The sequence below is a fragment of the Lysinibacillus sp. G01H genome (assembly GCF_028872195.1).
In the GTDB taxonomy this organism is placed as follows: domain Bacteria; phylum Bacillota; class Bacilli; order Bacillales_A; family Planococcaceae; genus Lysinibacillus; species Lysinibacillus capsici.
Genome location: NZ_CP118397.1, coordinates 3887572 through 3909105, shown reverse-complemented (window position 1 = coordinate 3909105; position 21534 = coordinate 3887572). Strand labels below are relative to the sequence as shown.

General features: G+C 38.8%; 20 protein-coding genes and 1 rRNA gene. 18 read left to right on the top strand and 3 right to left on the bottom strand.

Annotated elements, in window-relative coordinates; translation table 11 throughout:
- Positions 1-19 precede the first annotated feature (19 nt).
- The 13 genes from PSR12_RS19930 (at position 20) to PSR12_RS19870 (ending at position 13451) form a co-directional block, all read left to right on the top strand.
- The gene (locus PSR12_RS19930) at positions 20-1636 is read left to right on the top strand and encodes an ABC transporter substrate-binding protein (RefSeq protein ID WP_257520547.1); all 1617 of its coding nucleotides are present in this window, start codon (positions 20-22) and stop codon (positions 1634-1636) included.
- A 225-nt stretch (positions 1637-1861) separates the two neighbouring features.
- Positions 1862-2866 carry an ABC transporter permease gene (locus PSR12_RS19925; protein ID WP_004230491.1) on the top strand — a complete coding sequence of 335 codons (1005 nt, stop codon included), beginning with the start codon at positions 1862-1864 and terminating at the stop codon, positions 2864-2866.
- A 12-nt stretch (positions 2867-2878) separates the two neighbouring features.
- The gene (nikC, locus tag PSR12_RS19920) at positions 2879-3775 is read left to right on the top strand and encodes a nickel transporter permease (protein WP_221682840.1); all 897 of its coding nucleotides are present in this window, start codon (positions 2879-2881) and stop codon (positions 3773-3775) included.
- 277 nt (positions 3776-4052) lie between these two features.
- Positions 4053-4670 (top strand): TerD family protein, encoded by a 618-nt coding sequence (locus PSR12_RS19915; RefSeq protein WP_048394762.1) that lies wholly within the window; start codon positions 4053-4055, stop codon positions 4668-4670.
- A gap of 30 nt (positions 4671-4700) precedes the next feature.
- Positions 4701-5282: a TerD family protein gene (locus PSR12_RS19910; protein ID WP_221682841.1), complete on the top strand. Its 582-nt coding sequence runs from the start codon at positions 4701-4703 to the stop codon at positions 5280-5282.
- 34 nt (positions 5283-5316) lie between these two features.
- On the top strand, positions 5317-5892 hold the full coding sequence (locus tag PSR12_RS19905; protein WP_004230495.1) for a TerD family protein: 576 nt from the start codon (positions 5317-5319) through the stop codon (positions 5890-5892).
- A 109-nt stretch (positions 5893-6001) separates the two neighbouring features.
- Positions 6002-6130 carry a hypothetical protein gene (locus PSR12_RS19900; protein WP_255601706.1) on the top strand — a complete coding sequence of 43 codons (129 nt, stop codon included), beginning with the start codon at positions 6002-6004 and terminating at the stop codon, positions 6128-6130.
- Between the two features lie 83 nt (positions 6131-6213).
- The gene (locus PSR12_RS19895; RefSeq protein WP_274770240.1) at positions 6214-7407 is read left to right on the top strand and encodes an HpcH/HpaI aldolase/citrate lyase family protein; all 1194 of its coding nucleotides are present in this window, start codon (positions 6214-6216) and stop codon (positions 7405-7407) included.
- On the top strand, positions 7388-8746 hold the full coding sequence (locus PSR12_RS19890) for a phosphoribosyltransferase family protein (RefSeq protein ID WP_221682843.1): 1359 nt from the start codon (positions 7388-7390) through the stop codon (positions 8744-8746). The genes PSR12_RS19895 and PSR12_RS19890 overlap by 20 nt, the downstream gene beginning before the upstream one ends.
- A complete protein-coding gene (locus PSR12_RS19885) occupies positions 8743-9843 on the top strand; it encodes a cysteine protease StiP family protein (protein WP_221682844.1) in 1101 nt (366 codons plus the stop codon). The genes PSR12_RS19890 and PSR12_RS19885 overlap by 4 nt, the downstream gene beginning before the upstream one ends.
- An 11-nt stretch (positions 9844-9854) precedes the next feature.
- Positions 9855-10667 carry an HAD family hydrolase gene (locus PSR12_RS19880; RefSeq protein ID WP_221682845.1) on the top strand — a complete coding sequence of 271 codons (813 nt, stop codon included), beginning with the start codon at positions 9855-9857 and terminating at the stop codon, positions 10665-10667.
- Positions 10668-10762: 95 nt separating this feature from the next.
- Positions 10763-12394 (top strand): YceG family protein, encoded by a 1632-nt coding sequence (locus PSR12_RS19875; RefSeq protein WP_274770237.1) that lies wholly within the window; start codon positions 10763-10765, stop codon positions 12392-12394.
- Positions 12395-12416: 22 nt separating this feature from the next.
- The gene (locus PSR12_RS19870; protein ID WP_221682847.1) at positions 12417-13451 is read left to right on the top strand and encodes a toxic anion resistance protein; all 1035 of its coding nucleotides are present in this window, start codon (positions 12417-12419) and stop codon (positions 13449-13451) included.
- Between the two features lie 124 nt (positions 13452-13575).
- Here PSR12_RS19870 and PSR12_RS19865 read toward each other — a convergent pair whose 3' ends face one another.
- Both PSR12_RS19865 and PSR12_RS19860 read right to left on the bottom strand, forming a co-directional pair.
- Positions 13576-14664, bottom strand: a complete 1089-nt coding sequence (locus tag PSR12_RS19865; RefSeq protein ID WP_221682848.1) for an FUSC family protein — start codon at positions 14662-14664, stop codon at positions 13576-13578.
- Between the two features lie 135 nt (positions 14665-14799).
- Positions 14800-16086, bottom strand: coding sequence for a glutamate-1-semialdehyde 2,1-aminomutase (locus tag PSR12_RS19860; protein ID WP_221682849.1), 1287 nt, complete (start codon positions 16084-16086; stop codon positions 14800-14802).
- 129 nt (positions 16087-16215) lie between these two features.
- On the opposite strand from PSR12_RS19860, the gene bcp reads away from it, so the two are divergent.
- The 3 genes from bcp to perR all read left to right on the top strand — a co-directional run bounded on the left by bcp (position 16216) and on the right by perR (position 18198).
- Positions 16216-16689, top strand: coding sequence for a thioredoxin-dependent thiol peroxidase (bcp, locus tag PSR12_RS19855; protein ID WP_221682850.1), 474 nt, complete (start codon positions 16216-16218; stop codon positions 16687-16689).
- A complete protein-coding gene (locus PSR12_RS19850; protein WP_221682851.1) occupies positions 16689-17633 on the top strand; it encodes a D-2-hydroxyacid dehydrogenase in 945 nt (314 codons plus the stop codon). Before bcp ends, PSR12_RS19850 begins: the two co-directional genes overlap by 1 nt.
- 121 nt (positions 17634-17754) lie before the next feature.
- Positions 17755-18198: a peroxide-responsive transcriptional repressor PerR gene (perR, locus tag PSR12_RS19845; RefSeq protein ID WP_004230508.1), complete on the top strand. Its 444-nt coding sequence runs from the start codon at positions 17755-17757 to the stop codon at positions 18196-18198.
- Between the two features lie 22 nt (positions 18199-18220).
- Here perR and PSR12_RS19840 read toward each other — a convergent pair whose 3' ends face one another.
- On the bottom strand, positions 18221-18574 hold the full coding sequence (locus PSR12_RS19840; protein ID WP_221682852.1) for a YgzB family protein: 354 nt from the start codon (positions 18572-18574) through the stop codon (positions 18221-18223).
- A 149-nt stretch (positions 18575-18723) separates the two neighbouring features.
- On the opposite strand from PSR12_RS19840, the gene PSR12_RS19835 reads away from it, so the two are divergent.
- Together PSR12_RS19835 and PSR12_RS19830 are read left to right on the top strand one after the other, a co-directional pair.
- Positions 18724-19611 carry a nucleotidyltransferase-like protein gene (locus tag PSR12_RS19835; RefSeq protein ID WP_016994017.1) on the top strand — a complete coding sequence of 296 codons (888 nt, stop codon included), beginning with the start codon at positions 18724-18726 and terminating at the stop codon, positions 19609-19611.
- A gap of 345 nt (positions 19612-19956) precedes the next feature.
- Positions 19957-21508, top strand: a 16S ribosomal RNA gene (locus PSR12_RS19830).
- Positions 21509-21534 lie beyond the last annotated feature (26 nt).

The following is a 21534-nucleotide window of genomic DNA, read 5'->3' as shown; positions in this document are numbered from 1 at the left end:
ACTCATAGGGGGAAATTCGATGAAGAAAAAGAAGTTTTGGACTTTAGGTGTAATGCTACTCCTTATTCTCTCGACAATCTTAGCAGCATGTGGCGGCTCAGATACCAAGGATACGGGTAGTAAAGATACTTCAACTGGTGGCGATACAGCTAGCAGTGGAGAACCAAAAATTTTAGTGTATGGTCGGGGTGGAGATTCTGTAGCACTTGACCCTGCTGTTGTTACAGACGGTGAATCCTTCACAGTGACAGCTAATATTTATGAAACACTTGTAAACTTTGGAGAACGAGATGTAACAATTCAACCAGGCTTAGCCAAATCATGGGAGGCATCAGAGGATGGTTTAACGTATACTTTCCAGCTACAAGAAGGTGTGAAATTCCATGATGGCACAGATTTCAATGCTGAGGCTGTTGTTAAGAATATTGAACGTTGGAAAACAGGTGCAGATAAACACCCTTACTTTAGTTCACAATTTGTCGTTGGTGACAAGCAAGTAATTGAATCAGTAACTGCAGAGGGAGACTACACAGTTGTCTTTAAGTTAAGTCAACCTCAAGCACCATTTTTAAAAAATTTAGCAATGTCTCCTTTTGCAATTGCTTCTCCAACAGCATTTGAAGCAGATGAAGAAGGTTTATCTGCAAATCCTGTAGGAACAGGTCCATTCAAGTTTGTTAGCTGGGTACGTAATGACTCAATCACAATTGAGAAAAACCCAGATTACTATATTGATGGGTATCCTAAATTAGATAAAGTAATTTATCGTTCTATTCCAGAAAACTCAGCACGTTTAAATGATTTATTAGCAGGCAATATTGATGTAGCTGATGGCTTAAGTCCTTCTGATAAAGGAACAATTGAAGGCGATGCAAATTTACAGTTAATCGAACGTCCATCTATGAACGTTGGCTACCTTGGTTTAACTGTTACACGTCCACCTTTTGATAATGTAAAAGTACGTCAAGCAGTCAACTATGCAATTGATAAACAAGCATTAGTGGATGCGTTTTATGAAGGGCTAGCTGAACCAGCGAAAAACCCAATGCCACCAGTAATTTCTGGTTATAACGATGAAGTGACAGGCTATACGTATGATCCTGAAAAAGCGAAAGCATTACTTGCTGAAGCAGGCTATGATGGCAAGGAAATTGAGCTATGGGCAATGCCAGTACCACGTCCATACATGCCAGATGGACAAAAAGTGGCTGAAGCGATTCAAAAGAACTTAGAAGACGTAGGTATTAAATCTAAAATTGTGTCATTTGAATGGGCTACGTATTTAGAAAAAGCTCAAAATGGTGAAGCGGATGCATTCCTACTTGGCTGGACAGGCGATAATGGGGATGCGGATAACTTCCTATACACGTTATTAGACGCCGATAATATTGGTTCTAATAACTATACGTTCTATGATAATCCAGAATTACACAAGATATTAACAGCTGCTCAAACTGAGATCGATGAAGACAAGCGTAATGAACTTTATAAGCAAGCTCAAGTAATTATTTCTGAGGATGCTCCATGGGTTCCACTTGCTCACTCTATTCCAATTTTAGCTGCTAACAAGAAAGTTACAAATTACATTGCGCATCCTACTGGCTCTGACCGTTTAGATGCAGTAGATATTCAATAGTAAATTTCATCATTTTTAATTGAACAAAGGAATGTGAAGAATCTGCTTGCTTTTCTGCGGGTAAGCCGTGGAAATCTCGCAGATTCTTTTCAAGTAAAGATCATGATTATTTCCTGTATGAAAGAATTCAACTAAACATTCAAAACCGTTTAGTGAAGGCTCAACCTTTCAACAGTATATAAAGACTTCACAGTAGATTATGAAAATCATAGAGAGGTGATGAAAATGCTTCACTACATGGGGAGACGTTTACTTCAACTAATCCCAGTTTTGCTTGGAATGACTTTTATCGTCTTTATGTTGATACGGGCAATCCCTGGAAATCCAGCACAGGTTATTTTAGGACAACAGGCAACAAAAGAGGCGGTCGAGGCGTTAAACGCAAGTTTAGGATTAGATAAGCCGTGGTATACACAATATTTTAGTTACTTAGCAGGTATTTTTCAGGGGGATTTAGGGGTTTCCCTACGTACGAAACTACCTGTATCAGAAGAAATTTTCCCATACTTAGCAGCAACGGCCGAACTTGCACTATTTGCGATGATCATTGCGATCGTTATTGGTGTGAATGCTGGCATTATTTCTGCATGGTTCCAAAATTCTTGGTTTGATTATACAGCGATGATTATAGCGTTAATCGGTGTATCTGTACCTGTGTTCTGGCTTGGATTGATGGAGCAGTGGACATTTAGTAGTAAGCTTGGTTGGTTACCTACATCTGGTCGAGAAGATGTACGAAATCCAATTACCGCCATAACCCATTTTTATTTACTAGATACGCTCATTCAAGGACGCTTTGATCAATTCATCGAAGTCATAAAGCGATTAATATTACCAGGAGTAGCACTTGCCACGATTCCAATGGCTATCATTGCCAGAATCACAAGGTCCTCCATGCTGGAAGTTATGCGTTCAGATTACGTAAGGACTGCAAGAGCAAAAGGACAAAAAATGTTTATCGTTGTTTATAAGCATGCATTAAAGAATGCGGTTATTCCTGTGTTAACGGTAATTGGTCTACAAACAGGATTACTGTTAGGTGGGGCCATTTTAACAGAAACGATTTTTAGTTGGCCAGGAATTGGTCGTTATATTTATGATGCGATTGGCTTCAGGGATTATCCTGTTATTCAATCAGGTATTCTCATCGTTGCATTTATTTTCATCATGATTAACTTAATCGTGGATTTACTGTATACAGTAGTCGACCCACGGATTAAATACAAATAGAAGGGAGTTGCAATGATGACTGGAGCAATCGATATAAAAAAAGAAGTAGCACCAGTTCGAGAAAAGGCAGTAGGTCCATGGCTCGAAGGCTGGCGTAGTTTTAAAAAGAGCAAAGTATCCCTTGTTGGAGCAGGAATTGTTATATTTTTTATCTTACTAGCTGTCATTGGTCCGTTCATTGCACCACAAGGCATCAATGAACAAGATTTAACGAAACGTTTACTGGCACCATCCGCTGATCATTGGTTTGGAACGGATGATTTTGGGCGGGATATTTTTTCGAGGATCATTCACGGTGCAAGGATTTCACTATGGGTAGGCTTTTTCTCTGTTATTTTGTCCGTGATAATTGGTAGTTTACTTGGCATCATTGCAGGTTATTATGGAAAATGGGTCGATACGATAATTTCTCGTATTTTTGATATTATGCTAGCTTTCCCTAGTATGCTACTAGCGATTGCAGTAGTATCAGTGCTGGGTCCATCTTTACAAAATGCATTAATCGCCATTGCTATTATTAACGTACCGAATTTTGGGCGCTTAATCCGCTCTAAAGTTTTAAGTGTCAAGGAAGAGGAGTATATAGTAGCGGCAAAAGCAATTGGTATGCGTGATGCACGAATACTATTTTCGCATATTTTGCCGAATTCCATAACGCCAATAATTGTACAGGGGACATTAGCAATTGCGACAGCTATTATTGAAGCGGCAGCATTAGGCTTCCTTGGGCTAGGGGCTCAAGCTCCAGCACCAGAATGGGGAAAAATGCTAGCGGATGCACGGAAGTTTTTATTAAATGCTCCGTGGACGATGATTTTCCCTGGTTTAGCTATTATGTTAACCGTATTAGGCTTTAATCTAATGGGGGATGGACTACGAGATGCATTAGATCCAAAAATGAAAAGTTAGTAAATAGAAACATAGCCTTCTACAAGTTAGAAGGTTTTTTAGCTGCTTGGACCAATGGATATAAAAGGAACATTTTTACTACAAAAACGTTCTATGTTATAGAAAAAGGCGTGAGGGGCTTTCTAAAATAAGTGAAAACACCTTTTCGGAGCCATTAATTGAATTTTTTGTCACGTTATTTTAGACTTAATTTTAAGTAGAAATCTTATAGCTTAGTAGATTATTGCTTACCATAAAATCTTTCGACTGAAATACATATTTTAGGAGGGTGTTAGAATTGGGGATTAATTTACAAAAAGGACAAAGAGTGGATTTAACAAAGGGTAACGCAGGATTAAATAAAATTAAAGTTGGTTTAGGGTGGGACCCTGTAGGCCAAGAGAAAAGTGGCGGCTTTTTAGGTGGTTTATTTTCTAGCAGAAATAGTGGCAGTGGCAGAAGTATCGACTGTGATGCTTCGGTATTAATGTTACAAGATGATAAGGTTGTAGCGGGTGACGATGTTGTTTATTTCGGGAAATTAACAAGTAGCTGCGGTTCTGTTCGACATTCAGGTGATAATTTAACAGGTGACGGCGATGGTGATGATGAGGTAATTACAATTGAACTATCGTCCGTACCTTCGCAATATAACAAGCTTGTGTTTGTTGTAAACATCTATGATGCGGCAGGTCGCAATCAACACTTCGGTATGATTCATAATGCATATATTCGTGTGTATGATGATAGGACAGGAAGCGAACTAATTCGCTATAATTTAACTGATAATTATTCAAATTTAACGACGTTAGTATGTGGAGAAATTTACCGACATAATAACGAATGGAAATTTGCTGCGGTTGGTACGGGAACAAATGACATAAAGCTTGGCGACGTTGTTCGAAGATATCAATAAATAATTGACTAAATAGGAGGAATAAAAATTATGGGCATTTCATTACAAAAAGGTCAAAAGGTAGATTTAACTAAAACAAATCCAGGGTTAACGAATGTTGTTGTAGGTTTAGGTTGGGATACAAATAAATATGATGGTGGTCATGATTTTGACTTAGACTCCTCTGTATTTTTACTTGCTGATACAGGTAAAGTTTCAGATCAAAATGATTTTATTTTTTATAACAACACTAAAGGTGGCAATGGTTCAGTAGAGCATTCAGGCGATAATTTAACAGGTGTAGGCGAAGGTGACGATGAAGTGGTGAAAGTGGCATTAACTCAAGTACCTGCTCATGTTCAGCGATTAGCCTTCACTGTAACAATTCATGATGCAGAGTCTCGCAGTCAAAACTTCGGTATGGTGTCTAATGCCTATATTCGTATTATGAATGCTGCTTCCAACGAAGAAATTATTCGCTATGATTTAGGCGAGGATTTCAGTATCGAAACAGCTATTGTTGTAGGGGAATTATATCGTCATAACGGAGAATGGAAATTTAATGCGATTGGTGCAGGCTATCAAGGTGGCTTAGCTGCTTTATGTAATGATTATGGCTTAAGTGTAAACTAAAATTTCATCTTTGGACAGAAAGGGAGATTTTTGAATGGCTATACAATTAAGTAAAGGGCAACGTATTGATTTAACAAAGCAAGATCCAGGCTTAAATAGCATTGGCATTGGTTTAGGCTGGGATGTAAAGCAATTTGATGGTGGACAAGACTTTGACCTGGATGCATCTGTATTTTTACTAGATGCTTCAGGTAAATGTCGTAATGAACAGGACTTTATTTTCTATAATAATCTATCGAGCCCAGACCAGTCAGTTGTCCATACAGGAGATAATCGTACAGGTGCAGGGGATGGGGATGATGAAAAAATTCTTGTCAACTTAAAGCAAGTATCACCTCAAATTGAAAAAATTGTAGTGACGGTTACTATTTACGATGCCGAGGGACGTCATCAAAACTTCGGGCAAGTCTTAAATGCCTATGTACGATTGACGAACGAAGAGTCGGGATCAGAGGTATTGCGTTACGATCTAGGCGAAGATTTCAGCATTGAAACGGCTGTAGTATTTTGTGAGCTGTACCGACATAATGGTGAGTGGAAATTTGCTGCAGTAGGTTCAGGTTACCAGGGTGGACTAGCTGCTTTAATCAATGCATATGGCCTACAGTAACTATGGGACATAGGTGCATGGTGGAGGATCTGATGTAGATGTATTAAATGAGATAGTAAATACATATGCACAGTTTTTAAACTAGCAGATGTAACAGGGGCTTATCGTAATGCACCGAAAATGTGTGTTAGTATTTGGGGGCTACCATCCTTCGCATGAAATTTTTGTTATTATTTTAATAGCTGCATTCTTATTGATATTTGTTGTTTACAAGTTGAAAAAGAAAACAGCAGTGTAAACAAGGCACTGTATTAGTCTGTATGGAACAGGCTGATACAGTGCTTTTTTCACAAAAGGCATAGTTACTGGGGAGAGGATTAGATGCAACACTTTGCAACAGAAGCAGAAACGATTTTTTATAAGAAGCCACAGCCGTTTACAAAATGGGAAACGTCGGAAATTTTGTCATATGCCCTAGGTGCGACTTTGTATATGCCAGCTTCCATGCCTACGATTGTGAGCTTAATCCGATCACAAAAATATAAGGAACTCACATCACTTGTCATTGATTTGGAGGATGCAGTTGGAGATGCAGAGTTAGTAGATTGTGAAGCTAAGTTGATAGAGGATATTAGTGAACTATATGCACTCTATCAGCAAAAACAGCTATTACTTCAGGAGCTCCCATTACTTTTTATTCGAGTACGTCATGTTGAGCAGTTTCAAAAGCTAACAACTGTTTTAGGGAAAAAGCAAGAAATATTAACTGGCTATGTCTTTCCAAAGTTTACAGCCGAAGAGGGTGCCCGTTATTTTGAGTTGCTTGAACAAACCATTTTAGAAAATGATTTAATTTTATATGGTATGCCGATTTTAGAAAGTCGTGAGGTACTATATAAGGAATCTCGCATGGAAGCATTATTAGACATTAAAGCAGTTCTACATCAATACAAAGCCCGTGTATTAAATGTACGAATTGGAGCTACCGATTTTTGTGGTATTTACGGAATTCGCCGCCGTATGGATTCTACCATTTATGATATTAGTGTCATTCGAGATTGTATTGCAGATATTGTCAATATCTTAGGGCGTGAGGAAGATGGTTTTATTATTTCTGGGCCTGTGTGGGAGTATTTTAATAATCAGCGTGTATTAAAGCCCGCACTTAGAGTGACACCATTTAGTGAGAAAGGTGCGCTTGATACAAGGAAAGCGTTATTAGACGATTGTTTAGATGGATTAATGAAAGAAGTTTTAATGGATAAACAAAATGGCATAGTGGGAAAAACAATTATTCATCCGAGCCATATCCGTGTTGTGCATGCCCTCTATGCGATTTCGTATGAGGAATACTTAGATGCGCTAAGTATTATAGAAAATAATGATGGACAAAAAGGTGTTATGAAAAGTCACTATGCTAATAAAATGAATGAAATTAAGCCACATATGAGATGGGCACAACGGATTTTAAAACAGGCTCATGTCTATGGTGTTTATCATGAATCTGTCGATTTTGCCTCACTTTTATTACAGTCTGAAATAGGTGGTAGTGTATATGCAACAACAAATGAGTAAATTAAGCATTTTACCGAATTATTCAATTGATATTGAAATTACCAACAATCCGCATAATTTTGCGCTAACCGACTTGTTTAGAATGGCGGCTCGAATTAATAAGAAGAGACAATTTTTGTTTGTAAGCACGGTACTAGGCAAACATTTGGCTGTCCGTCCGCAAATCCCTTTACTGACAGGAACTCTTTTAGCTATGCTGTATCATCAGCATCTTACTGGGCAAAAGGCAATGGCTTCGTCTGTCGTTAAAGCTTTAAAGGACGGAGCTAATTTGGATGAAGTACAAAAATCCATAGAGGGAACCCTAGAATTAACGGATGAAACATTGTTTATTGGCTTTGCTGAGACGGCAACAGCACTTGGTCACGCAGTATTTAATGCCTTTCACTCGAATGCTATGTATATCCACACAACACGTGAAGTGTTGCCAGATTTTGAGCCATTTGTTACGTTTGAGGAAGAACATTCACATGCGACAAGCCATAGAATTTATACGGAGGAACCAGAATTTTTACTGCAAGCTAAGCGCATTGTGTTAATTGATGATGAAATTACTACTGGAAATACGGTCATTAATATTATTGAGACATTAAGACAGAAATTTCCTTTAGTGAGACAATATGCGGTACTATCTATTTTAGATTGGCGTTCCCAACAGCAGCAAACAATCTTTCAACAATTAGAAGTACAATGGGATATCTCTATACAATTCATCTCCATTATGTGTGGGAATTTTAGCTGTTCAGGCACGCCAAGCTTAACCAGTACACAACCAAACTTACTAACACAAGTTGCACGAGATATGGACATTTGTCCAATTCAAGTATCTGTTGATCGCAAATTCTATCGATCTGTTGCGGAGAATGGATTAATAAATAAGCACCCCTATTTACTAGCAACAGGGAGATTTATGCTCACGTCAAAACAGCATGTTGACCAAAAGCAAACGATTCAAGCTATTGCTATGCAATTACAAGAACTAAGAACAAATGGGCCAGCGCTTGTTATTGGCACGGGTGAATTCATGTATGTTCCTATGCAAATTGCCTCTTATTTGGGAAATGATGTTTACTTTCAGTCGACTACTCGTAGTCCAATCTATTGTACGGATGATTTAGGATATACGATTAACGAAAAAATAGCCTTCGAAAGTCCAGAAAATAACGGGGTGACTAATTTTTTATATAATCTTCAAAGCCAGTCTTACACGGAACTTTTTTTCATAGTGGAACGTATAGCAAGTGAAGAGGTAGTTGCTCGTGTGGTAAAGGCATTGCAAGAAGCCACTAACGCCAAAGTATACGTAATTAGTATGCATGAATTGGAGGTAGAACGATGATATCGACTTTGCAGCCAGATAAAATGGGGAGTTATGCATCGGAGGACGTTATTTTTTTATTGCGTGATATTGGAAGTGCATTCCTTGAAATGGATAATGAGAAACGTGAACAGCTCATTCAATCGGGCATACATTATTCTGAAATGCTGCCAGTGGAGAAGCAACCATCTGATACCTATATGAATCTTTTTTATAAAGCGCTAGATGCTCATGAAGAAAGAATAGCAATCGCCGTTGGAGTAGTGGCAGAGCAAATCATTGAAAATAGAGGGTTAGAAAATTTAATTCTTGTGAGTTTAGCTCGTGCAGGTACACCCATCGGTATTTTAATCAAACGGTATATAGCTATGCATTATCATGTGAATGTTCCACATTACTCCATTTCTATACTGCGAGGTCGTGGGTTTGATGAAACGGCAATTCGTTATATTTTGACACAGCATCCTCTAGGAAGTATTCAATTTATTGATGGTTGGACAGGAAAAGGGGCAATTACCAATGAATTAATTCAATCCTGCCAAAAATTTAATTTACAATATCAAAAACAGTTAAGTGCTGATTTAGCTGTTTTGGCTGATCCAGGGCATTGTGCCGCTATTTATGGAACTCGTGAGGATTTTTTAATACCATCTGCTTGTTTAAATTCGACTGTATCTGGATTAGTGAGTAGAACGGTATTAAATTTGCAGTTTATGGATGCAAACGATTTTCATGGTGCAAAATACTACAAAGAATTAGAGGCCGTAGATGTCTCCAAGCTGTACATAGAACGTATCGTCACATGTTTTGAACAAGTACAGAATAAAATTGTGCAACAAATTCAAGAGCAAGAAATCTCTCCAATTACTTGGGAGGGTATGAAGTCCGTGCAAACAATTCAACGAGATTTTGGTATTGATAATATTCATTTCATTAAACCAGGTGTTGGCGAAACGACAAGAGTTTTGCTGCGAAGGATACCTTGGAAGATTTTAATTAATCCACAGTACATGCATGAATTGAAACATATTTTATTATTAGCACAGGAAAAAAATGTAATGGTTGAAGAGTATTCGAATATGTCCTATGCATGTTGTGGTTTGATCAAAGAATTATAGAGGAGAATATGATGATATTATTTACATCTGATTTAGATAGAACCCTTATTTATTCTAAACGCATGATGGAGATGTTTCCGCCAGCTACAGAGACAATTGTCGTTGAACACAAGGTCGAAACAGCAATGAGTATGATGACACAGGCAACAGCACCTCTATTGCAACAGGTACACCAACAAACTTTATTTGTACCTGTTACGACAAGAGCTTTACATCAATATAAAAGAATCCATTTTATTTATGATTTATGCCCTGCTTTTGCAATTACAAGCAATGGGGGTACAATAGTAGAAAAGGGTCAGCCATATGAAAAGTGGACACAAACATTATCTAGACGTATTGAAGATTCCTCGATCCCTCGTATGGATATGCTAAAGCTTTTTCAGACGATTAAATCTGATACATGGCTACAACGATCTCTGTATATAGATGAGCTTTTTTATGTACATCATGTAGATATTGATGCTTTACCATCCGATGAATTACAAGCGATGATTCAAGAGTTTGATATGCATGGTTGGCATGTTCTGCTACAAGGGAAAAAATTGTATTTTATGCCTAAGGTGCTGACAAAGGAAGCGGCTATAGAATATATAAAAGAGTTCTGTACATACGATGTGCATATAGCAGCAGGTGATTCTATTATGGATTATGGCATGCTTGCAATGGCTGATTTAGCTTTTACACCAAATCATGGAGATTTAAAGGATAAACAGCCAAAGTTTTTACAAAATACAACTTACTCGCCTCACAATGGTGAAGCATTTACAAAGAATTTATTGGAAACAGTTTTACAGATGGCATCACAACAAACGATCGTATAGATGTTCAAATATTTTTGTTGTCATTAGGTGAGACATCCTATGACAAATGAATGCTTTAGCATAGGCTGAGGATGATTTTTAGGAGGTGCGTTTGTATGCAAACAATCACAATTAAATCAGTGTTGGAGCGTCATCCTGATGATTGGCTACAGGCGTTTCAAGATTCACCAAAGGATCGTGCATTTTATGAAACAACAGAGCAGCAAGTGAGCTTTAGTAGAATTGCTGTTCGTGTATTGGGCATACCAATCGAAGAAGATGATTATTTCAATTCATTATTTACATTGTCACAGAACACTAACATCCATATTTTAAGTGAAGAATTAAATAAACATATTGAACCAAAAGACTTTCAGGCAATACAAACAATCCTTTCGCAGCATCAACAAACTCCGCAAGGACTATCTATAAATCGTTTAGTGGCAATGATGTATGGTTATCAATTAATTCCTAAGCATGATGACAGTGTAATGAATCGCCATTTACAGTTAGCAACCATTAAAGTAGTAGAGCTCTTTCAAAAACAGCAATCGTTAGGTTTGCTAGCAAATGACTTTCGCCGGTTTTTAATTGATATGGTGAAATGGTTAAAAAACCATTGGATTCTATGGACAAAATCCATGAAACCAACAGATGATTTTCCTAAAGTAGTTTGGTATGGGGAAGCAACTCTAAGTCAGCGCTATTTCTTATTGTTATTAATGGAGCTCGGTTGTGATGTGTTAATTTTTCATCCAGCTAAAATAGATGAATTTGCTGAGATTGATCCTAATGATACTTTCTCTATCACATATGCATATGCCAATCAAACAACTTTACAGCCATTTCCTGATAAGTTGCGTGACCGGCAGGCAACGGTTGGATATCGATCTAGTCAGCATTTTGAGCAATTAATGCATGATCAGCAATCAGGTGTCTATAAGCCTTGGCAGTTTAAAGATTTTATGCCACGCTCCTTAACATTACGGATGACATATGATGATATATTTATTTATGCAAAAGAGAAAGCTTTGGTTCGACCACAGTTTGAAGTAGTTGGGGATGAGATTGTCATTCCAGTCATATTTGCCAAAATTAGTGGGGTTTCGAGCAGACGGGAAGAATACTGGTATTATATGCATCAGTTATTAGCAAGTCCGCAAACGGTTTTTGTCCAGAAATTCCCCTATTCACCAACGAGTAAAGCCAATTTTCACTTTCACTATAAGCATTGCCTAGTAAATGGAGAACTGTCAGTAGATCGTATTATGCAAAGTGATTGGTGGCAATACGGTGAGTTAACATTGGAGCTACAGCGTGCGATTGCACACACGATAAAAACTTCCTGTGAGCAGCCTATGTTGAAACAGCAGCCAAATGAGACCTTATATGATTTACAGTTATTTTTATTTAAACAGATGACGATGATTCCACAGGAGATCCTTCGTTTACTACAAAGCTTTGATTATTCACAAGAGGTACCGAAGGTGGTATTATATCAAGCACCTCAACAACCAGCTTTATCACGTGAGGATATGGCATTATTAGGGTTTTTAAATCGATTTGGTGTGGATATTGTGTTTTATAATCCGACAGGTCAACTAGATTTAGAAAAACATTTACAAGAAGATAGTTACGATGTGCATCGTTTAGAGCATATGCTGTTTGACTTGTACTATGAACAACCAAAGCCACAGAAAACTGCACCCGACAAAATCATAAAAAAACTCTTTAATCGTTTTTTTTGATGATAGAAAGGAGGCGGCATGAATGTCAAATAACTCGTTGACGCTGAAGCAGCTGACACTGGAAACAGCAGAAGCCTTCAAAGAACAGTTACGGGATCATGCAGAGGTACGGCAAATTGCCAATCAAATCAATATAAAAAATCAGATAGAGCTATTAGCTTTGGGAAAAGAGCCGTCTACAAAATTAGCTACATTTGCAGATCAAATTTTAGCCATCATCACTCAGTCAACATCTTTCGAATCAAATGAATTATTTAAGCAGCTTGAAGCCCTTATGCAGACATTCGACAAACAAGATTTTACAGAACAAAAGGGCTTTTTTAAAAAGCTATTTGCACGTAAGTCCAAAAATGATGGCGATTTATTTACGAAATACAATGGACTGGGGAGAGATATTGAGAAAATCCATTATCAATTTGTACTGATGGAAGAGGAATTAGCAAAGGATAATCAAGTACTTGCACGCTTATATCAAGAAGACCTCATGTACTATCTTGAGCTAGAAAAGTATATCGTAGCAACTGACATGAAACTTCATGAAGTCCAAACAACATTGATTCCGATGTATGAAAAACAGAGTGAAGCAGGTAATCAGCTGGCGAAAATGGAGCTAAATCGTTTGCAAGCTATTGCAGAGATGCTCCAGCAAAAAATAGATGATTTAGAAAAATCACGTATGGTGGCTATTATCACAGCCCCTCAAATCGATATGCTACGTAATGGTAACCGTGAATTGATTGAACAAATTAATGGGGCTTTTGTTAAAACCATTCCTGTTTTTAAAATGGGTTTGATGAATGCAGTTAATGAAAGACGTCAACAATTACAAAGTCAATCAGCCTCTGCCTTTGAAGATCGTATGAAGCAATTTGGGGGAGCTAGTAAGGAAGCGGTGCAATTAAGTACTGCCATGGCTCAACAATCCAGCACTACCCAGACTCTTGAAGAAATGTGGGATACTATTATATCAGGCATTGCCAATTATCAGCAATTACGTGATGAACAAATGGTCAAACGCCAACAAGCAGAGCAACAATTGCTAACATTGCGTTCTTAGCTTCTTTCCTCTAAGTAGATGACTACTTGGAGGTTTTTTGTATAAAAAAAGCGACAGACTTATCTTCATTCAATGGGTGATCAAAAGCCCCCTGAATCAAGATAATCTGTCGCCAAAATGTTAGCTATATGAATTCCTCTTCAAATTCTACATTGATTTCATGTCCATGATAGCTTTGGTAAGAAACAATAAGTGTATCAAGATGTTCTAAGTTTTCCTCATAATCTAAAATACGCGATAAAATATAGAGTAGGTGATAGCTAGAAAACTCCGTATCGCCTTCTTCACGAGCGAAGTTGATTTGCTTGATGAAAATTTCCATCAGCTCATTACGTTGGACATAGTCAATGCTTTTACTCCACTCCGAATGCTCAGGCTTTAGCTTTCCTGTATATTTTAAGAGCAATTGCTCATGGTACGTTAACAAGGAATCAAGTCTCTCCTGAATCATTAAATGAAATTGTGTAGGGAGCTGAGCTAATTCATTTTCGTGATTATGCAAACGCTGTAGCAATTCCAAGCTTTTCTTGGAAGTTAAAATCATTTGACGATAGACTACTAGTTTGCGTGCTTTCACATATTTTTTATTTTTAAAATAATTACGCTCTTCCTTATATAAATCATATAGCGTATCCACTCGTAGCATACGGCTTTTAAACTTACTTAATGCTGTTTTTGTGGATGTGTGCTCAGAAGCTTGACGTACAGCCAGTCGTGTCCAACGAATAATATCATCTTGTAAAATATAAATTTTGCGAAATAGTTTTACCTCGTATTTAGGTGGTAAGAACACAAGGTTTACGACAAACGCTGCTAATACCCCGACTAATATCGTAACAAAGCGTATTAAACCAAACGTTAAAAAGTCATCCCCTTGAAATTCCATAATAGCTACGACTGATACCAACGCTAGCGAAAGTGATTTTTCCAGTTTAAATTTCAACATGAGACCAATAGCTATTATGACAGCTATACCAATGGCAACGACATGGTGGCCAAAAAGTAAGCCGAAAATGACAGCAATTGTCGCACCTATAATATTCGCTTGTACTTGCTCCACAATGGTTTGGTAAGAACGATAAATAGAAGGCTGAATAGCAAAAATAGCTGCAATTCCAGCAAAAACAGGTGAAGGTAATTTTAACAACTCTGCAATAAATAATGCAAATACGATAGCTACACCAGTTTTAAATACACGGGCACCTAATTTCATAAAGATGTCCTTTCTGTCTAATATTTTTTAGCTTCTTTACATTATAGAAGGAAGTGCTCATAAAATACATAGATTTGCATGGATGAATAAGAAAAAGGCGACTTCTACCTGCAAGTCGCCTTTTTCTTGTCAAGATTACAATTGAGAAAACGCAATATCTACTGCTTCAATTGTTTCCTGAATATCCGCTTCTGTATGCTCAGTTGTTAAGAACCATGCTTCATATTTAGAAGGAGCTAGATTAATACCTTGCGCAAGCATGAGTTTAAAGAAGCGTCCAAATATTTCACCATCAGAGCTTTCAGCTTGCTCATAGTTTTCTACTTTCACATCTGTAAAGTAAATAGTAAGCGCTCCTTTAAGACGATTTAACGTGATGGTTACGCCATGTTTTTTAGCAGCAGCTAAAATACCTTCTTCTAAAATTGAGCCTAATCTATCCATTTCCTCGTATATACCTGGTGTTTGTAGCACTTCTAGGCAAGCGATGCCAGCTTGCATAGATGCAGGATTTCCAGCCATCGTACCCGCTTGGTATGCTGGGCCGAGTGGTGCAACAGTATCCATAATCTCTTTACGTCCGCCATAAGCACCGATTGGTAAACCACCACCAATAACTTTACCAAGTGCAGTTAGATCAGGTGTTAGGCCAAGTAAATTTTGAGCGCCACCATAGTGGAAGCGGAAGGCCGTGATGACTTCATCATAAATCGTTAGGGCCCCTTTTTCCTTTGCTGTAGCATGTACTAATTCAAGGAAGCCTGACTTAGGTTCAACAATACCGAAGTTTCCTACTATTGGCTCGATTAAGATAGCTGCAATCTCCTCGCCCCATTTATTCATGGCTTCTGTAAAGGCTTCTGGGTTATTAAAAGGTACAGTAATAACTTCTTCAGCTGTTGAAGTTGTTACGCCTGCTGAGTCCGGTGTTCCTAATGTTGCTGGACCTGATCCTGCAGCCACTAATACTAAATCGAAATGCCCGTGGTAGCAACCAGCAAATTTCATGATTTTTGTACGTCCTGTATAGGCACGTGCCACACGAATCGTTGTCATAACAGCTTCTGTACCAGAGTTGTTAAAACGTACTTTATCCATCGACGGAATGGCTTCCTTTAACATTTTTGCGAAAGTAACTTCATATTCAGTCGGCGTCCCAAACAATGTGCCATTTTCCGCTGCGTGCGTTATAGCCTTTGCAATATGAGGATGACCATGACCAGTAACGATTGGACCATATGCTGCTAGATAGTCGATATAACGATTGCCATCTACATCCCAAAAATATGCGCCTTTTCCTCGCGCCATGGCTACAGGAGAACCGCCACCTACTGCTTTATATGAACGAGATGGGCTGTTTACACCACCAACAATATGCTGTAATGCCTCTGCATGTATTGCTTCAGATTTTGCATGATTCATAGAATTGCCTCCTAACTTTTTATACGTAATCTATTGTAGACCTATCGGTGTAAGAAATCCAAAGAAATTAAGGGATATGACTTGATTTGTTACTTAGAGTAAAATAGGACCTACAGAGGAGGAGATTGTATGACATTACTAGAAGGACAAAAGGCGCCGGATTTTTCTCTCTTGAACGAAAAGGGCGAGATGGTGCATTTAGCTGATTTTAAAGGAACAAATGTTATTTTATACTTTTACCCAAAGGATATGACACCAGGCTGCACGACGGAGGCTTGTGATTTTCGCGATAAGTTTGAGGACTTCAGTCATTTAAACGCTGTTGTTCTGGGTGTTAGCCCAGATAACGCAAGCAAGCATACAAAATTTATTGATAAGCATGGTTTGCCATTTTCACTATTAGTGGATGAGGACCATGCTATTGCTGAAGCATATGGTGTATGGGTTTTAAAGAAAATGTATGGACGTGAATATATGGGCATAGAGCGTTCAACGTTTTTAATTGATGCTGAGGGTATGCTTGTAAAAGCTTGGCGCAAAGTTCGAGTGAAAAATCATATTGAAGAAGTATATGCTTATTTAGCAGAACAGGAGGCAAAATAATGAGAATCTATTTTACATTTGAACCTAGACCAGATTTACGAGAACCATTAGTAGCAGAATTTCCACAGCTTGAATTTATCTTTGAAAAGAGTTTATCAAATGAAGAGCTTCAACAAGCGGATGTATTAGTTACATATGGTGAAGATTTAACAGAAGAGAGTATTCAATCTGCGACAAAGCTAAAATGGATTTTTGTTGCATCGGCAGGTGTAGAAAAAATGCCAGCTCAGGCTATTATTGAACGAGGGATTCTAGTTTCAAATGTTCGTGGCATTCATAAAACGCCTATGGCTGAATCCATGCTTGCTCATATTTTAGCCATTAAACGAGCTTTGCCTTGGATGTATGAGCAGCAAAAGAAAAGTGAATGGTCGAAAAAAACACAACAAACGGAATTACGTGATAGTACGGCACTTATTTTGGGGCCAGGTGCCATTGGGTCAGAAGTTGGACGTTTATTGCAAGCTTTTGGTGTTACGACGATTGGCTGTAACCGCTCCGGTAAAGAAGCGGCCTATATGAATACGGTGATTAGTTTTACACAATTGAAAGAAGCCCTACCTCATGCAGATATCGTTATTTCTGTATTACCAAAAACAACAGAAACGACCCATTTATTGAAAGAAGAGCATTTTGTTGTGATGAAAAACAATGCGATCTTCATGAATTTTGGTCGAGGTAATTTAGTTGATGAAAAGGTACTCATTCAAGCGATTGAAACAAAGCAAATTGGACATGCAGTTTTAGATGTATTTGAAGAGGAGCCTCTGACATCTGACAATCCATTATGGACATTACCAAATGTCATAGTATCACCTCATGTATCCAGTCATTCTTCTCGTTATGTTGAGCGTAGCTTAGAAATTTTCAAGCCAAGCCTAACAAAATGGCTAAAGGGTGACACGGATTTAGAAAATGTTATGGATTTATCAAGAGGCTATTAAGGAAAATACCATTGATTTATTGAGGATAAGCAATGTGTGATTGTTGACGAAGTAGTACGAATTGGATACACTATTTATAACAATTATAAATTAATAATACTTATGGAAGAGGTGCATGACGATGTCTGCAACGCATTTACAAGATGCACTGGACACGTTGAAAACAACTGGTGTACGTATTACTCCTCAGCGTCATGCTATTTTGGAATATCTAATTCAATCAATGGCACATCCTACTGCCGATGAAATTTATAAAGCTCTTGAGGGTAAGTTCCCTAATATGAGTGTAGCGACTGTTTATAACAACCTGCGTGTATTTCGTGAAGTAGGTCTTGTGAAAGAGCTAACTTACGGGGATGCTTCAAGTCGCTTTGATTTCGTGACAAACGATCATTACCATATGATTTGTGAATGCTGTGGTAAGATCGTCGATTTCCATTATCCTGGACTCGACGAAATAGAGCATTTTGCATCACAGGTAACAGGCTTTGATGTGCATTCGCATCGCTTAGAGATATACGGCACTTGTCCATCATGTAAAGTTGCTACTGCAAAAGTACAATAAAAATCCTAGCTCTTAAAAAGGGCTAGGATTTTTTTGTTTTATTATTATAGGATTGATCAAACTCTTTACCTTCTAGAGCAGGATCAAGCGTTAATGGCTCATTGCAGTACATGCACATATCTACTCGGCCTAAAACCTTTGTATGTTTATGGCAATTAGGACACTCTACTTGAATAGCTCTTGTTGACAGTAGACCGATCCACGCATATACAACTGTGCTACCGATAATACAAAGAACACCTAGTGACATGAAAATTAAAACTAATATCGGGCTGTTTTTAAAGAAAATGCCTCCGTACATGACAATAAAACCAAAAAAGATTAGTGCTAATGCGAATGAACGAATTTTATTAATTTTACTTTTATAAGGTTTCATATTTCATCTTGCCTCCCAATCTAAAATCTACTATAACATATAAGGGCAAAGTATTTTAGCTTTGAACTGAATGAAAGAAGGAATACTTTTAGAGTATGTCGAATTTTTAACGGAACAAAAGAACCTATATGAATAAAGGAGGGCTGAACATGGAGCAAGTACTGCGTCCAATATATCAAGAACGTGCGAGTCAGTCGAATACATTAGGCGTAATTTTAGTAGAAAAGCGTGAAGAACAAAGTAACGTTACAGATACATTTGATACGGTTTTACTCATTATCGTAAAAGAAGCAGAGCAACCAGTCTTTTCAAAACATTACTTATATGAAGGAAATAAAATCGCTCTACATACTGTTACGGAGAAATTAATTCGAAAATGGTTACTAATCGGTTCAAATAGAAAGGTTGTTGATTGGATATTCTTCGGTAGAGTATTATTTGATCGGAATGAATTTCTGCATAAACTAAAAATAGAATTGCAGGAATTTCCGTATAGTGGTCGTAAAATTAAAACAGGTATTCAATTTTCAAAGTTAATTCGTCGCTATTTGGAAGGGAAAGAATACTTCGATAAAGGAAGTTACTTGGATGCTTATAATCACGTTGTGGACTCCCTGCATCATCTAGGTCGTTTATCTATTATCGATAGTGGCCTGTATCCTGAAGTAACTGTTTGGGCACAGGTAAAAAAAATTGAGCCAGCCATCTATAAGCTGTATGAAGAGCTAGTGACAAGTAATGAGCCAATAGAAAAGCGCTTAGAATTGTTGTTTTTAGCAAGTGAGTTTTTAATTCATTCTCGTACACGAGATGGAGCACAACATATATTAGAAGTCATGCAAACAAAAGAAATGTGGACCATTCAGGAATTACACGATCATCATGAGCTTGTGAACTACTCAGTGGATTTAGAAGTGTTTGTGGAGTACTTAGTGGATAAAGGCTATATTCAAATTGAACCAATTGCAGCGAAAAATGATAGGATATTTCACCGTCATTACAAGGTAAATAAAGATGCTCTAGAAATGGGGCAATGACTGTAGTATGCTTGTAATCGAGGTATCTAAAAATACCTCGATATTTTTTTAGAAAAGTAGTTGACGAATAATATCTTAGTATTGTATTATATTAATTGTCGCTAAGACATAAACGAATAACTCAGAAAAACACAAAAAACTTTTTAAAAAAATTGTTGACATGTTTTGAATGAGATGTTAATATAAAGAAGTCGCTGAAAAACGACTTAAATAATGAACCTTGAAAACTGAACAAGCAAAACGTAATCAATAAAGTTTTAAGTAGCTAGTTTAACTAGTGAACGAAACATAATTTTGGACATCAAACATGATGCCAGCAAAACAATTTGAGCTAATCAAATTTCTTTTATGGAGAGTTTGATCCTGGCTCAGGACGAACGCTGGCGGCGTGCCTAATACATGCAAGTCGAGCGAACAGAAAAGGAGCTTGCTCCTTTGACGTTAGCGGCGGACGGGTGAGTAACACGTGGGCAACCTACCCTATAGTTTGGGATAACTCCGGGAAACCGGGGCTAATACCGAATAACCTCTTTTACTTCATGGTGAAAGACTGAAAGACGGTTTCGGCTGTCGCTATAGGATGGGCCCGCGGCGCATTAGCTAGTTGGTGAGGTAACGGCTCACCAAGGCGACGATGCGTAGCCGACCTGAGAGGGTGATCGGCCACACTGGGACTGAGACACGGCCCAGACTCCTACGGGAGGCAGCAGTAGGGAATCTTCCACAATGGGCGAAAGCCTGATGGAGCAACGCCGCGTGAGTGAAGAAGGTTTTCGGATCGTAAAACTCTGTTGTAAGGGAAGAACAAGTACAGTAGTAACTGGCTGTACCTTGACGGTACCTTATTAGAAAGCCACGGCTAACTACGTGCCAGCAGCCGCGGTAATACGTAGGTGGCAAGCGTTGTCCGGAATTATTGGGCGTAAAGCGCGCGCAGGCGGTCCTTTAAGTCTGATGTGAAAGCCCACGGCTCAACCGTGGAGGGTCATTGGAAACTGGGGGACTTGAGTGCAGAAGAGGAAAGTGGAATTCCAAGTGTAGCGGTGAAATGCGTAGAGATTTGGAGGAACACCAGTGGCGAAGGCGACTTTCTGGTCTGTAACTGACGCTGAGGCGCGAAAGCGTGGGGAGCAAACAGGATTAGATACCCTGGTAGTCCACGCCGTAAACGATGAGTGCTAAGTGTTAGGGGGTTTCCGCCCCTTAGTGCTGCAGCTAACGCATTAAGCACTCCGCCTGGGGAGTACGGTCGCAAGACTGAAACTCAAAGGAATTGACGGGGGCCCGCACAAGCGGTGGAGCATGTGGTTTAATTCGAAGCAACGCGAAGAACCTTACCAGGTCTTGACATCCCGTTGACCACTGTAGAGATATAGTTTCCCCTTCGGGGGCAACGGTGACAGGTGGTGCATGGTTGTCGTCAGCTCGTGTCGTGAGATGTTGGGTTAAGTCCCGCAACGAGCGCAACCCTTGATCTTAGTTGCCATCATTTAGTTGGGCACTCTAAGGTGACTGCCGGTGACAAACCGGAGGAAGGTGGGGATGACGTCAAATCATCATGCCCCTTATGACCTGGGCTACACACGTGCTACAATGGACGATACAAACGGTTGCCAACTCGCGAGAGGGAGCTAATCCGATAAAGTCGTTCTCAGTTCGGATTGTAGGCTGCAACTCGCCTACATGAAGCCGGAATCGCTAGTAATCGCGGATCAGCATGCCGCGGTGAATACGTTCCCGGGCCTTGTACACACCGCCCGTCACACCACGAGAGTTTGTAACACCCGAAGTCGGTGAGGTAACCTTTTGGAGCCAGCCGCCGAAGGTGGGATAGATGATTGGGGTGAAGTCGTAACAAGGTAGCCGTATCGGAAGGTGCGGCTGGATCACCTCCTTTCTAAGGATTATTTCGGAATACAAACC

Coding starts and splice junctions, on each gene's coding strand:
- PSR12_RS19930 (WP_257520547.1), top strand. CDS start 20: ATGAAGAAAAAGAAGTTTTGGACTTTAGGTGTAATGCTACTCCTTATT.
- PSR12_RS19925 (WP_004230491.1), top strand. CDS start 1,862: ATGCTTCACTACATGGGGAGACGTTTACTTCAACTAATCCCAGTTTTG.
- nikC (WP_221682840.1), top strand. CDS start 2,879: ATGATGACTGGAGCAATCGATATAAAAAAAGAAGTAGCACCAGTTCGA.
- PSR12_RS19910 (WP_221682841.1), top strand. CDS start 4,701: ATGGGCATTTCATTACAAAAAGGTCAAAAGGTAGATTTAACTAAAACA.
- PSR12_RS19905 (WP_004230495.1), top strand. CDS start 5,317: ATGGCTATACAATTAAGTAAAGGGCAACGTATTGATTTAACAAAGCAA.
- PSR12_RS19900 (WP_255601706.1), top strand. CDS start 6,002: ATGCACCGAAAATGTGTGTTAGTATTTGGGGGCTACCATCCTTCGCAT.
- PSR12_RS19895 (WP_274770240.1), top strand. CDS start 6,214: ATGCAACACTTTGCAACAGAAGCAGAAACGATTTTTTATAAGAAGCCA.
- PSR12_RS19890 (WP_221682843.1), top strand. CDS start 7,388: ATGCAACAACAAATGAGTAAATTAAGCATTTTACCGAATTATTCAATT.
- PSR12_RS19885 (WP_221682844.1), top strand. CDS start 8,743: ATGATATCGACTTTGCAGCCAGATAAAATGGGGAGTTATGCATCGGAG.
- PSR12_RS19880 (WP_221682845.1), top strand. CDS start 9,855: ATGATATTATTTACATCTGATTTAGATAGAACCCTTATTTATTCTAAA.
- PSR12_RS19875 (WP_274770237.1), top strand. CDS start 10,763: ATGCAAACAATCACAATTAAATCAGTGTTGGAGCGTCATCCTGATGAT.
- PSR12_RS19870 (WP_221682847.1), top strand. CDS start 12,417: ATGTCAAATAACTCGTTGACGCTGAAGCAGCTGACACTGGAAACAGCA.
- PSR12_RS19865 (WP_221682848.1), bottom strand. CDS start 14,664: ATGAAATTAGGTGCCCGTGTATTTAAAACTGGTGTAGCTATCGTATTT.
- PSR12_RS19860 (WP_221682849.1), bottom strand. CDS start 16,086: ATGAATCATGCAAAATCTGAAGCAATACATGCAGAGGCATTACAGCAT.
- bcp (WP_221682850.1), top strand. CDS start 16,216: ATGACATTACTAGAAGGACAAAAGGCGCCGGATTTTTCTCTCTTGAAC.
- PSR12_RS19850 (WP_221682851.1), top strand. CDS start 16,689: ATGAGAATCTATTTTACATTTGAACCTAGACCAGATTTACGAGAACCA.
- perR (WP_004230508.1), top strand. CDS start 17,755: ATGTCTGCAACGCATTTACAAGATGCACTGGACACGTTGAAAACAACT.
- PSR12_RS19840 (WP_221682852.1), bottom strand. CDS start 18,574: ATGAAACCTTATAAAAGTAAAATTAATAAAATTCGTTCATTCGCATTA.
- PSR12_RS19835 (WP_016994017.1), top strand. CDS start 18,724: ATGGAGCAAGTACTGCGTCCAATATATCAAGAACGTGCGAGTCAGTCG.